Source organism: Ensifer sp. LBL (genome assembly GCF_050435225.1).
Lineage (GTDB): Bacteria > Pseudomonadota > Alphaproteobacteria > Rhizobiales > Rhizobiaceae > Ensifer.
Genome location: NZ_JBNDJY010000002.1, coordinates 828,136 through 840,953, shown reverse-complemented (window position 1 = coordinate 840,953; position 12,818 = coordinate 828,136). Strand labels below are relative to the sequence as shown.

At 63.9% G+C, this 12,818-nt stretch carries 10 protein-coding genes; 9 read left to right on the top strand and 1 reads right to left on the bottom strand.

The window, feature by feature from the left end; translation table 11 throughout:
* Positions 1–25: 25 nt before the first annotated feature.
* From ade to OKW20_RS11020, 9 genes are all read left to right on the top strand, one after another.
* A complete protein-coding gene (gene ade / locus OKW20_RS11060) occupies positions 26–1,822 on the top strand; it encodes an adenine deaminase (RefSeq protein WP_429172157.1) in 1,797 nt (598 codons plus the stop codon).
* 530 nt (positions 1,823–2,352) lie between these two features.
* Positions 2,353–4,029 (top strand): putative bifunctional diguanylate cyclase/phosphodiesterase, encoded by a 1,677-nt coding sequence (locus tag OKW20_RS11055; RefSeq protein WP_429172155.1) that lies wholly within the window; start codon positions 2,353–2,355, stop codon positions 4,027–4,029.
* Between the two features lie 148 nt (positions 4,030–4,177).
* Positions 4,178–4,696, top strand: coding sequence for a hypothetical protein (locus OKW20_RS11050; protein WP_034790260.1), 519 nt, complete (start codon positions 4,178–4,180; stop codon positions 4,694–4,696).
* Positions 4,693–5,868 (top strand): methyltransferase domain-containing protein, encoded by a 1,176-nt coding sequence (locus OKW20_RS11045; protein WP_429172154.1) that lies wholly within the window; start codon positions 4,693–4,695, stop codon positions 5,866–5,868. Before OKW20_RS11050 ends, OKW20_RS11045 begins: the two co-directional genes overlap by 4 nt.
* Complete coding sequence (locus OKW20_RS11040; RefSeq protein ID WP_043624450.1) at positions 5,865–8,225, top strand: SpoIIE family protein phosphatase; 2,361 nt, start codon at positions 5,865–5,867, stop codon at positions 8,223–8,225. Before OKW20_RS11045 ends, OKW20_RS11040 begins: the two co-directional genes overlap by 4 nt.
* Before the next feature lie 4 nt (positions 8,226–8,229).
* The gene (locus tag OKW20_RS11035) at positions 8,230–8,790 is read left to right on the top strand and encodes a slr1658 superfamily regulator (protein WP_043624452.1); all 561 of its coding nucleotides are present in this window, start codon (positions 8,230–8,232) and stop codon (positions 8,788–8,790) included.
* 13 nt (positions 8,791–8,803) lie between these two features.
* Entirely contained in the window at positions 8,804–9,145 is a 342-nt protein-coding gene (locus tag OKW20_RS11030; protein ID WP_043624455.1) for a slr1659 superfamily regulator, read from the top strand.
* Positions 9,146–9,408: 263 nt separating this feature from the next.
* Positions 9,409–10,086, top strand: coding sequence for a FadR/GntR family transcriptional regulator (locus tag OKW20_RS11025; RefSeq protein ID WP_429172152.1), 678 nt, complete (start codon positions 9,409–9,411; stop codon positions 10,084–10,086).
* Entirely contained in the window at positions 10,083–11,387 is a 1,305-nt protein-coding gene (locus OKW20_RS11020) for a CynX/NimT family MFS transporter (protein WP_052202069.1), read from the top strand. The genes OKW20_RS11025 and OKW20_RS11020 overlap by 4 nt, the downstream gene beginning before the upstream one ends.
* 80 nt (positions 11,388–11,467) lie before the next feature.
* On the opposite strand, the gene OKW20_RS11015 is transcribed toward OKW20_RS11020, so the two are convergent.
* Entirely contained in the window at positions 11,468–12,682 is a 1,215-nt protein-coding gene (locus OKW20_RS11015) for an MFS transporter (RefSeq protein WP_429172149.1), read from the bottom strand.
* Positions 12,683–12,818 lie beyond the last annotated feature (136 nt).

Genomic DNA, 12,818 nt, shown 5'->3' with positions numbered 1-12,818 from the left:
CATCGCCCATCCGAAGGAAACTGTCATGCTTCAATCCTGGTCGAAGACCGCACCCGAACTGGTCGACGTCGCCATGGGCCGCAAGCCCGCCGATCTCGTGATCCGCAACGGCAAATGGGTCAACGTCTACTCCGGCGAAATCATCCCCGGCACCGACATCGCCGTCATAGCCGGCCGCTTCGCCTATGTCGGCCCGGACGCCAGCCACACGATCGGCGAAGGCACCAAGGTCGTCGACGCCGCCGGCCGCTATCTCGTTCCCGGCCTCTGCGACGCGCACATGCATGTGGAAAGCGGCCTCGTCACCGTCACCGAATTTGCCCGCGCGGTCATTCCGCACGGCACCACCACCATGTTCATCGACCCGCACGAAATCGCCAACGTGCTCGGCCTCGACGGCGTCCGGCTGATGAACGAGGAAGCCCAGAGCCTGCCGATCAACGTGCTCGTCCAGGTGCCGAGCTGCGTGCCGAGTGCGCCGGGTCTCGAGACCGCCGGCGCCGAGCTTTCGGCCGAGGATGTTGCCGAGGCGCTTGCCTGGCCGAACGTCATCGGCCTTGGCGAAATGATGAATTTTCCCGGCGTCGCCGGAAACGACCCGAAGATGATGGCCGAGATCGCCGCCACCCAGGATGCGCGGCTGACGGTCGGCGGGCACTATGCCTCGCCGCATCTCGGCCGCGAGTTCCACGCCTATGCCGCCGGCGGCCCGGCCGACGACCATGAAGGCACGACCGTCGACGACGCGATCGCTCGTGTTCGCCAGGGCATGCGCGCCATGCTGCGCCTCGGCTCGGCCTGGTACGATGTGGCGGCACAGATCAAGGCCGTCACCGAATCCGGCCTCGACCCGCGCAATTTCCTGCTCTGCACCGACGACAGCCATTCCGGCACGCTGGTTCACAACGGCCACATGAACCGCGTGGTGCGCCATGCCATTGCCCAGGGCCTGAAGCCCGTCACCGCGATCCAGATGGCGACGCTGAACACCGCCCAGCATTTCGGCCTCGAGCGCGAAATCGGCTCGATCGCACCGGGTCGTCGGGCAGACCTGATCGTCACCTCGGATCTCGCCGCGCTGCCGATCGAAATGGTCTTTGCCCGCGGCGAGCTGATGGCCGAAAGCGGTGCGCTGGCACGCGATATCCCGGCCTATGTCTACCCGGAAAGCGCCCGCAACACCGTCCACCTCGGCCGGTTGCTGGCGGCTGCGGATTTCGACATCCCATCCAACGCACGGGCGACACGCGCGCGGGTCAACGTGATCGGCGTCGTCGAGAACCAGGCGCCGACGCGGGCGCTTCAGGCCGAGGTCGCGATCGAAAACGGCCTCGTGCAGATGGACCGGGCCAACGACGTCTGCCAGATCGCGCTCGTCGAGCGCCACCGCGGCACCGGCGACGTGGTCAACGCCTTCGTCTCCGGCTTCGGCTATGACAGCGATTGCGCCATGGCGAGCACCGTCGCGCATGACAGCCACCACATGATCGTCGTCGGCACGAACAAGGCGGACATGGCTATGGCCGCCAACCGCCTGCACGAGGTCGGCGGCGGCATCGTCGTCATCAAGGAAGGCCGCGAACTGGCCCTGGTCGAGTTGCCCGTCGCCGGGCTGATGTCGGACCAGCGGGCAGAGATCGTCGCCGAAAGGGCCGCCGCCATCGTCGAGGCCATGCGCGCCTGCGGCTGCCGGCTCAACAACGCCTATATGCAGCACTCGCTGCTGGCGCTGGTCGTCATCCCGGAACTCAGGATTTCCGACAAGGGCCTGATCGACGTCCGAACCTTCCAGAAGACCGACGTGATTCTGAGCACGCACTGAGCATGACAGCGGTTGGCCACCGGCAACCCGGTGGCCAACGGGCCTGTGGTTCTTAATTCCGGGTGATCGCGGGATGGGTGAAGCCACATAATCCCCTGAAAACTTCCTTTATGGTTAACCGATACTTAAACGGAGCCCACTAGGTCCGTTGCCCAGGCGTATGTGCCGTTTGCTTGGCCGCGACCGGCCGCAATAGACACCTGAAACCCCTGTTGATACGGCGTCCCACAATGGGACATGCGCGCAGGCGGGGCCGAAACGCCCACAGCCGTTCCGCCCCAAATTGCATGCAATGATGGCAAATGATACAAGAGGAAGCTTATATACAACCGTGTGGGGCAAAGGATATCGAGCAGCGCTCGCCATGCTCCGAAGCGAGGTTTCCACAGGTAAGATCGCAGGCAGCCTATTGGCATTGACCCGGGCGGGCGACGCGATAGCTTTGCAGAAGGACGAGCCGAACCGGAGCGCCGTTGGAGCGGGCTTTCACATTCTTCGGGCGCGTTCGAAACAGAGAGGGAAAGGCAAGCATGCCGGACACTGATGCAACCTTGTCTGCTTCAGCTTCAGTGCAAGATCCCGTTGCGGCTCATACGGACGAAGTTCTCTCGTTCTATGACGAGGCCTTTCATCTGACCAGCGCCTCGCCGGCGCTGCAGGAAACCTACGAAGTCGGCACGCTGGTCGATGCCACCCTGTGGCACCTCTATCCCGAATTGCTTGCGCCCGTTTCCAAGGCGGCGGTCGAATCCGTCATCGCCTATGGCGTGCCGCGCAGCGTCGAAGTGGTCGACGCCGTTACCAAGTCGCGACGCACGCTGCTCGTGTTTCGCGCGATGCGCGGCATCGGCGTGCTCGAAACGAGCGGCCGCGCGACCCGCCGCGAGGTCGGCAGCCATGGCGAAAGCGAGCGCGCGCTGCTGCTGCACCAGGCGACCCACGATGTGCTGACGGGCCTGCCCAACCGGCGGCAGTTCAGCGACGACCTGCAAAGCATCCTGCCGACACCCGGCGAGAAGCTGGCGCTGATGCAGATCGACCTCGACGATTTCAAGCCGGTCAACGACACGCTGGGTCACGGCGCCGGCGACGCCGTCCTCAAGATGGCGGCCGAGCGCATTCGCGGCGCCCTTCGCGACCGCGAAGTCGCCTATCGTCTGGCCGGCGACGAATTCGCCGTCATCCAGCGGCAAAGCGACCAGCCGGCGGACGCCGAATATCTCGCAGAAGCCCTGATCGAGGCATTCAGCGAACCTTTCACCATCGACGGCATCTCGGTCTTCGTTGGCGCCAGCATCGGCATTGCCATTGCGCCGAATGACGGAAACGACATCGAGCAACTGATGAAGGCGGCGGACATTGCGCTCTATGCCGCCAAGAAGGACGGACGGGGCCGGGCAAAGACCTTCAGCCGCTCCATGCTGATCGTGCTGGAACAGCGCGAGATGCTGCGCCGCAGTCTGCGCACCGCGCTGCAGGACAGGCAGTTTTCGATCGAGTACCAGCCGCTCGTCGAACCACCGTTCTCGATCGTCGGCTTCGAGGCATTGGTGCGCTGGCACCATCCGCTGGTCGGCACGATCCCGCCCAACGTCTTCATCCCGATGGCGGAAGCCGACGGCCTGATGAACGAGATCGGCCAATGGGTGTTGGAGGAGGCCTGCCGGCAGGCCGCCACCTGGCCGTCGCACTTCACCGTCGCCGTCAACCTGTCGCCGGCAGAGTTCCTGCGCGAGGGCCTGACGGACCGGATCGCGCAGGCGATCGACATGGCGGGCCTGAGGGCCGACCGGCTGGAACTGGAAGTCACCGAATCGGTGCTGCTTGAACGCACGACCAACAATCTCGACACGCTGAACACGCTCAACGTGCTCGGTATCCAGATCTCGCTCGACGATTTCGGTACCTTCTATTCGTCGCTCAGCTACCTCAAGAATTTCCCCTTCGATACGATCAAGATCGACCGCTACTTCATCAAGGATCTGGAAAGCGACGAAAAGAGCCAGACGATCGTCCGGTCGATCATCGGCCTTGCCCACGGTCTCGGCATGCGCGTGACCGCCGAGGGCGTCGAGACGATCGGGCAGGCCGTCTGGCTTCGAAAAGAGGGTTGCGACCGTCTGCAGGGTTATTTCCTGGGCATGCCCATGCCTGCAGACGCGATCGGCGCCTATCTTCGCCGCTCATCGGCAATGGCGACGCTGTAGCCCCCCGCATCCGTGCGTTGCGCCCGATGCGGCGCGAGGCAAAACCCGGGTTGTCTTCATGCGAGATCCCGGGGTTGCGTGGTTAGAAATCATTATAGAAAGTCGCGTATGGCCGTGGCAGAGTTCGGGGTGCGGAGGGCATTGCTGCATGGGTGCTAGTGTCAACAAGACCACGGAAACGGCTTTCGAGCCGTTGCTTCAGTTCGACATGGAGATGGAAGATTTCCTCTCGGACTGGCACCATTGCGATCATGTCTCGAGCTACCTCGCCCGGATGATCAGCCACAACAGGACCGACCCGGTACGGCATTCGAACTTCTTTTCCTCCGCCCTCAACGAGCTTCTGGAAGTTTCGTTTCGCGGCGGCACCACCGACGGAAAGATCGGCCTGTCGATCTATCGCCAGGGCGCCACGGAGCGGGTTCAGCTGAGCTTCCCATGCCCGCCTGGTCAGGCGCGCTTCTATCGCGAGGCGGTCTCGAAAACCCGTGAGAGCGATGCCCAGGCCCGCTATCTCGACGCCATCTCCAACGACCTTGCCCCCAGCCGGGAATCGGTGCTTCTGGACCTCGCGGTCAATTATGACGCCCGCCTCCGGCTTGACGAGGATGCCGCTCCAGCCATCACCCTGATCGTGGATCTTCCTCTTGAAGGAATGGTGAGTTGATCGCGGCGAGCCTTCCTCAGCGTTTCAAGGTCGATTTCGATCCGAACAGCCAGATCTTCTCGCTTGCCGGAACGATCCGTCCGCGTTCGATCGATGAGATCGCCGAGAGTATCCATGCGCTGAGGGAAGCGATCGATACGGTGCGCGGCGTTCTCTATATCGATGTGAAGCGCCTCATCCAGATGAACAACACGGCCTTCCAGGCCTTCATCCGGGTGGCCCTCGACGCCTGCCGGGAGCGGTCGGACCTGCGCCTGATCGTCGTCACCTCAAGCGTCGTCAGCTGGACGACGCGCATGTTCCGGCACCTGAGCACGATCGAGCCGCAGATCTCCGTCGAGGTCTACGATTCGATGTTCTATCCCGGCCAGGACTATTTCGAGGATACGAGCTTCATTCCAATCCTGCGCGCGCAGACGAAATTGACCTGGCGTCACGAGCGCACCATCCTGCCGCGCCACGGCATGCGGCCCGGCATCGCCGTGGCCGACATCTGCTGCGGCATCGGCGATTTCGCCGTGCTCGCGCAGAAGGAGTTCCAGCCGTCGCGGATCGTCGCCCTCGACCACTCGAAGCCGAGCCTCGCCTATGCCCGCAAGGTGGCCGCCGAGTTCGGCGTGACGGATATCGAATACACCTACGGCGACGCCTCGGAGATGCTGCTCGAGGACAATCAGTTCGACTTCGTGAGCTGCCGCCACTCGCTGCAGGTCTTCAATCAGCCGGAGCTTCTTCTCAAGGAACTCTATCGGATCGTGAAGCCGGGCGGCCGCGTCTACATCACCAACGAGAAGAACTCGCACTGCCTCGGCGAGCCGCGGGCGCAAAGCATCCAATGGACCTACAATGAGCTCGCGCGGCTTTTGACCAATTTCGAGATCGATGTGGAGTTCGGGCCGAAGAGCCGGCGTTATCTTGCCGACACGGGCTTCGACGACATCCTGGTCGAATCCTTCATGGTCACCAATCTGGACGGTGATCCACAGGATTTCGCCGATATCATCGCCGGCTGGGAGAAGATGTTTACGGACATGGCGGTGAGGCACGGCGAAACACCCGAATTCATTGAGCGGTTCCGTCAGGGCTTCCGGGATCACGTCTTCGCTGCCCTGCATCCGAAGGGTTATGCGGGCTGGCCGATCTGGGCAGCGTCCGGGCGCAAACCACTATGAACGCGAGCAATATCCAACGTCCCCGGTTCGGTTTGAGATCCTTTCGCGCCAAGTTCGTGCTGGTGGTCGGCAGCGCCGTGCTCTTCGACCTCCTGCTGACAGGCGGCCTGGCGCTCTGGAACGTTCAAAGGCTGTCGCGCGACGCGACGGCGGAGGTCGGACAGGGCCTGCAAAACGCCAACGAAGATTACATGCTCACCTATGCGGAATCGACGGCCGCGCGGGTTAATCTTCTGCTCGGCCAGGTTCACGCCGACGTCGCCACGCTCGCAGGCGTAATCCAGGCGCAGATCGACCGCCCCGTGCGCCGCTCCGACGTCGGTGAAGCGCTTGCGCGGCATGCACCGGAATCCGTTACCGTCACCTACGATGCCAAAGGTGGATGGGCGCAGAACCTTCCGGGGCAGCTCTCAAGCGTAAGCGTGTGGAGCTATCTGCTCGGCCCCGACCACCGACCCCTGCCCGAGGTGCAGGCCGATATCGAGAACAGTGCCGTTCTCGATCTGGTTGCGCCTGCCTTGCTTGCGCACGGCCGCTCCAAACTGCAGATGTACTACGTCGGGCCAAAGGAACGGCCGATCTTGCGGATGGCGCCCTATGCGGACCAGGCGCAGACGTTCGACCGTCTCTACCCCGGCCATAACGAAGCCAACTTCTGGAACTTCTTCTTCCCCGGTCTCTACGACTCCTGGGAAGAATGGGCGAAGAACCCGAGCCTCAGGCCCGTTGCAGCCGATACCACGCAGACGGCGCCCTACACCGATGCGGCCTCGGGCAAGCTGATCGTGAGTTTCTTCCAGCCGCTCTGGACACCGGACCGCAAGGGTGTCGCCGGAGCGACCGGAACCGATATCACGCTCGACCAGCTGGCCGAGGTCGTCGAGAGCGTCAAGGTCGGCGACAGCGGCTTCGGATTTCTTGTCATGTCCGACGGCAACGTGCTTGCCATCAATCCGGTCGGCGAAAAGGTGATCGGCCTGCGGCGGTCCAGCGACACGGGTGGACAAGGCGTCACCGGACTGGAGCGCTCGCTGCGCCGCAGCGCGCAGCCCGCAATCGCAGAGCTGCCGCTCGGCACCGATGGCGCCATTCAGCGGGTGCTGCTCGACGAAGCCGGTGAGAAGGTCCCCTATCTCATACTCCTGAAGCAGCTCGAGCCGGAGAACCTCTGGGTATCCGGCCCGGTGCGCCGCGAGACCATGTCGATCGGCATCGTCGTGCCGGAGCGGGAGATCTACGCCTCGCTGTTTGCGGCACAGGCGAGTATCTCCGAAGCGACGAACCGCATCCTCATCTACCAGATCCTGGCCCTGCTCGCTTCGCTGCTGTTCGTCACGCTCGCCGTGTTCGGCATCTCCAAGCGGGTGACCCGCGGCATCAGCGCGCTCGCCGGAGCGGCAACCAGCATCGAAGCGAAGGACTATTCCGTCCGTGTGCCCATCACCACGCGCGACGAAGTCGGTGAAGCCGCTATCGCCTTCAACAGAATGGCTGAGGAGATCAGCTACCACACCGAGAACCTCGAAAACCTGGTGACCGAACGCACCAAGCAGCTCGAGGACGCCAACCATCAGATTTCGACGCTGAACACACAGTTGCGCAGCGAGAACCTGCGCCTCGGCGCCGAGCTTGCCGTTGCCAAGCAGATCCAGATGATGGTGCTGCCGAAGGCAGGCGAGCTCGCGGAAATCGCCGATCTCGAAATCGCCGCCTATATGCGCCCGGCCGACGAGGTGGGCGGCGACTACTACGACGTGCTGCGCGACGGCGAGCGGTTGAAGATCGGCATCGGCGACGTGACCGGTCATGGCCTTGAAAGCGGCGTATTGATGCTGATGGTGCAGTCGGTCGCTAGAGCCCTGCAGGAAGCCGGCGACATGGACCCGGAGCAGTTCCTCAACCGCCTCAACCGCGCCATCTACAAGAACATCGTGCGCACCAACACCGACAAGCATCTGTCGCTCGCCTTCCTCGACTACGACGCCGGCCGCCTAACGCTGTCGGGGCAGCACGAGGAACTGATCGTCGTGCGCAAGGGGGCTGAAATCGAGCGGATCGACACGCTCGACCTCGGCCTGCCGATCGGCCTGGAATCGGACATTTCGCGCTTTGTTGCCACCCGCGAGATCTCCTTCGGCCGCGGCGACATGATCGTGCTGCACACGGACGGCGTGACCGAGGCGGCGAACGCCAAGGGCGAACTGTTTGGCATCGAGCGACTGTGCGAGAGTGCCGGAAAGTTTTACGGACAGAGCGCCGAGGACGTCAAATCGGGTATCATCGAGGACCTGATGGCGCATATCGGCAAGCAGAAGATCTACGACGACATCACACTCGTCGTCATGAGACACAGGTGATCAGATGACCACGCTCTACGGACTGGCGGACCTGACGATCGGCGCCCACCAGAAGATGACCCGGCTGCGTCTTTACGACGGGCCGCTGGATCTCAGCTGGAAGCATTGCGCCATGGCTTCGGATTTCGTCGCGGAACTGGCGGCGCTGCGCTACCGCGCGTCGCGCAACACCTATCGGGAAGTGCGCCACAACATCGGCTACCTGACCAACGAACTGGTCGAGAATGCCGTGAAGTTCCGCGCTTCCGGGTCCGTAGTCGTCGAGGCCGCCCTCGAGGCGCAAAGCTTCCGCACGAAAGTGTCGAACGTGATCGACAACGAAGCGGCTGCGCGCTTCCAGGATCTTTTGTCCGAGATCGCCGACGGCGACCCGGGCGACTTGCTCATCGAGCGCATCGAAGCCAACGCAACCGGGCTCGGCAAGAGCGGCTCGGGGCTTGGTCTTTTGACGCTGATGAGCGATTATGGCGTTCGTTTCGCTTGGGTTTTTGGCGCCCAGGGTGACGACGGCGAAACCTCATTGGAGACTTATGCCTCCATTGCGGTCCCAGACCTCTCGAACTGATGAGCCGGTGAACATGGAAAACAAGGACGAAGAAGAGTATCGCGTTTGGTCCGAAGGCAACGATATTCATTTTGAAGGCACGATGCGGCTGCCGGGAACGGAAGCCTATGCGCCGATCTTCTCGACGGTGATGGGCGTGCTGGAGACCGAGCCCGAGCACGTCACGATCGACCTCACCGAACTGCAGTTCCTGAACTCGTCCGGGATCAACCTGCTCGCCAAGCTGACGATCGAGGCACGCAACCGCCCGAACGTGCAATTGACGGTGCGCGGAACCTCGGAGATCCCGTGGCAGTCGAAATCGCTGCCGAACCTCAAGAAGCTGCACCCCGGTCTCGATCTCAGGCTCAACTGAGATCTCACCGTGCCGGGAACCCGTTCCCGGAGTTAAAGCCTGAGCATCGCGCGCCCCACCGGCGCGCGACTGCCGTTCTGCGAAGCTAAGGCTCACGCACCAGCCGCCGACAAATCCGGTCGCCGAAACCAGTCGTGCGCCCGCTACACCTCTCTCTCTCTCTCTCTCTCTCTCTCTCTCTCTCTCTCTCTCTCTGTCACGCTTGACTCTCCGAACGCCTCGCCCTATCGGTCAAATCATCTGATGACTTGATGAGCAGACGGATGCAACCGATCAATCGTACGAGCCTTGCCGAGAGCGCTGCCGAAAGCCTGCGGGCGGAAATCCTCAGTGGTCGCTGGGCCATTGGCGAGCGCATACCCAACGAAACGGCGCTGACGGAACTCCTGGCGGTGAGCCGTGGGACCGTGCGCGAGGCCGTTCGCGTCCTGATCTCGAAAGGGCTGCTCGACGCCCGCCAGGGCTCCGGCACCTATGTCCGCTCGACGGTCGACAGTTCGGGCGCGCTTGACCGCGTCAAGCGGGCGAGCCTGCGCGACCAATGGGAGGCGCGCGCGGCCCTCGACGTGGAAGCCGCCCGCCTGGCGGCGCTCCGGCATACGCCCAAGGACCTGGAACAGATGAAGCGCCTTCTTCTCGCCCGCGGCACGGTTGCCGATGGCGGGCGTGAAAACTTCGGCCGACGCGACATCGCTTTCCACCGGTCGATCGTCGAAGCCTCCGGCAACAGGGCGATCGTCGAGCTCTATGACTTTTTCACCTCGGCCATTCTCGAAACCATCCACTCGACGCTGTCGGGCGACCTGCCGGAGCCGGACGACCGGGCGCATGCGGCTATCGTCGAGGCCATAGCGACCAGTGACCCGGACAAGGCCGCGGCCGCCGTTCGGGCGTTCATGGCCCCCGTCCTCGCTGAACTTGATCGGCTACTTTCCCAATGAACCAGACTTTTCGCGACCCCCACAAGGCCGAAGCCGCCGAACCGCTGGACATCGAAGACCAGTTGATCGATGCCGAGGCCGACAGCCTGCCAGCCCCGCAGCCACCGGTGCTGAGCCGCAACGCCCGCATCCTTTTGGGCGCCAGCCTCGTGCTCATCGCCTTCAACCTCCGGCCGCTGTTTTCGAGCCTCTCGGTGCTGCTGCCCGAAGTGATGCAGGCGACCGGCCTTTCCACCGCCAGCGCCAGCGTACTCACCACGCTCCCGGTGCTCTGCCTTGGCCTCTTCGCGCCGCTTGCGCCGAAGCTCGCGCAGCGCTTCGGTGCCGAACGCACGCTTCTCGGGGTGCTCGTTCTGCTCACGCTCGGTACGGGTCTGCGTGGCGTCCAGTCCGTGCCGCTGCTTTTCCTTTCGACATTTGCCGCGGGTGCGGCGATCGCGATCGGCAACGTGCTGCTTCCCGGCCTCGTCAAGCGTGACTTTCCCGACCGCGCCGCGATGATGACGGGGCTCTACACCATGGCGCTCTGCGCCGGTGCTGCCAGCGCCGCCGGCCTGACGCTGACGATCGAACACCATGTGGTCGGCTCCTGGTCCGGCGCGCTCGCGGCCTGGGCGGTACCCGCCCTCATCGTGCTGATGATCTGGGCACCGCAGGCGCTGCGCGGCAAGGCGCAAGCCCGCCACAGCGGCTTCCGCGTCGTCGGCCTCTGGCGCGATCGGCTCGCCTGGCAGGTGACGCTGTTCATGGGTCTGCAATCCGCGCTCGCCTATTGCGTCTTCGGCTGGATGGCCCCGATCCTGCGTGAGCGTGGCCTCGATGCCGCAACCGCCGGCGCGGTCGTCTCCGCCTCGATCATGATGCAGGTCGTCACATGCCTGCTCGTGCCGTCCTTCGCCGTCCGTCGCCGCGACCAGCGCGCCGTCTGCGTGGCGCTTGTCGCCGCTGCCGTCATCGCGCTGATCGGCATCCTTTTCGCGCCGCTCTCGACGGTGCTCGTCTGGGCCGTTCTGCAAGGGATCGGCCAAGGTGGCCTCATTGCCGCGGCGATGACACTCATCGTGTTGCGCTCACCGGATTCCCACGTGGCGGCGCATCTCTCCGGCATGGCCCAGGGCGTCGGCTACGTGCTTGCCGCCATTGGCCCGCTGCTTGTCGGCTTCATCCGCAGTTGGACCGGCAGCTTCGCCGCCAGCGCCGTTCTCTTCATCGCGCTCGGTATCGGTGTCGCGATCATGGGAATGGGCGCGGGACGGGCGCTGCATGTCGGTGCGCGAACCGTCCGGATAGATGAGCGCTAAGACAGACGGATTGGAGTTAGAACAATCCAAAGGGCTCCCCCTTCCCAGGCGGAGCCCTTTTCTCGTTGTCAGCGCTCGGATCAGGCCGCGGCCGCCACCGACTGGTAGCGCGGCGCCGGTCGGAAGGTGAGCGCGATCAGGAACGCGCCGAGGCCGATGCCCCAGGAACCGATGTAGAGCCAGGTGTAGCTTGCCAGCGCATCATAGATCAGGCCACCGGCAATCGGTCCCGTCGCCATGCCGAGGCTGCCGGCCATGGCCGTTCCGCCGATCACCGTCCCCATCATCCGCAGCGGGAAATTCTCGCGGGCAAGCACCGCATAAAGCGGCATGACTCCCGCATAGATGAAGCCGAACAGGGCCGCGACCGCGTAGAACGAGCCGAGCCCGGCGGCAAAGACATAGGCAAGCGCCCCGAAGGCCTGGGCGAGCAATCCGAGAACCAGCACGCGCTTGGCCCCGAAGCGGTCTCCGAGCAGGCCGAAGACGACGCGGCCGCCCATCCCGGCGAGCCCTTCGACGCTGTAGATCGACACGGCCGCCATGACCGGAATACCGCAGGTGATCGCGTAGCTCACCGTGTGGAAGATCGGGCCGGAATGGGTGGCGCAGCAGAAGAAGTTGGTCAGAAGCAGGATGATGAAGAGCGGCGATTTCAGCACCTGGCTGGTCGTCATCGACGACTGCGGCTCTTCCTCGGGCGAGGCCGCGGCAGCGCCGCCGGCAAGGGCCGGTGCCTGGCGAACGAGGAAAGAGACCGGGATCATGATGACGGCGACGACGAGCGCGATGATCTGGAGAGCCGTCCTCCAGTCGTAGGCGGAAACCAGCCAGGCGGCGAAGGGCGACATCGTCAACGGCGCCATGCCCATGCCGGCAGACACGAGCGAGACCGCGAGGCTCCGATGCGTGTCGAACCAGCCGGTGACGCAGGCCATCATCGGCGCGAAGATCGCCGCCGTCGCCGTGCCGACGACGACACCGAAAAGGATCTGGAAGGCGATCAGCGAGGGCGCCCAGCTTGCCGCCATCAGGCTGACAGCCAGGAGCACCGAGCCAATGAGCACGATCGGGCGTGCGCCCCACCGGTCGGAAAGGCTGCCCCAAGCGATGCTGGCAAAGGCCATGGCCAGGAAGCCGATGGTCATGGCGCTCGAAACGCCGGTCACCGACCAGCCGGTGTCACGCGAAATCGGCAGCAGGAACACTGGAAGCGAAAACATGGCGCCGATCGCCAGGCAGCCGAGCAGCCCGCCCGCCGCCACGATGACCCAACGGTAATGCGAATTGGTCATTGCAATCTCCTTCAAGCCGCCCGGCCGAACGTCCGGCCACGCCGACAAATTGTGCAATCTGATCGCGCGGCGGACCGTACCTGGGACATCCCCCGCATCCGCCCCATTGAAAGACGCTCGCGCCGACACCGAGCCG

Bases quoted from the DNA above. Each gene is read 5' to 3' on its own strand.
- OKW20_RS11035 (WP_043624452.1), top strand. From the start codon at position 8,230: ATGACCACGCTCTACGGACTGGCGGACCTGACGATCGGCGCCCACCAG.
- OKW20_RS11015 (WP_429172149.1), bottom strand. From the start codon at position 12,682: ATGACCAATTCGCATTACCGTTGGGTCATCGTGGCGGCGGGCGGGCTG.
- ade (WP_429172157.1), top strand. From the start codon at position 26: ATGCTTCAATCCTGGTCGAAGACCGCACCCGAACTGGTCGACGTCGCC.
- OKW20_RS11055 (WP_429172155.1), top strand. From the start codon at position 2,353: ATGCCGGACACTGATGCAACCTTGTCTGCTTCAGCTTCAGTGCAAGAT.
- OKW20_RS11030 (WP_043624455.1), top strand. From the start codon at position 8,804: ATGGAAAACAAGGACGAAGAAGAGTATCGCGTTTGGTCCGAAGGCAAC.
- OKW20_RS11025 (WP_429172152.1), top strand. From the start codon at position 9,409: ATGCAACCGATCAATCGTACGAGCCTTGCCGAGAGCGCTGCCGAAAGC.
- OKW20_RS11040 (WP_043624450.1), top strand. From the start codon at position 5,865: ATGAACGCGAGCAATATCCAACGTCCCCGGTTCGGTTTGAGATCCTTT.
- OKW20_RS11050 (WP_034790260.1), top strand. From the start codon at position 4,178: ATGGGTGCTAGTGTCAACAAGACCACGGAAACGGCTTTCGAGCCGTTG.
- OKW20_RS11020 (WP_052202069.1), top strand. From the start codon at position 10,083: ATGAACCAGACTTTTCGCGACCCCCACAAGGCCGAAGCCGCCGAACCG.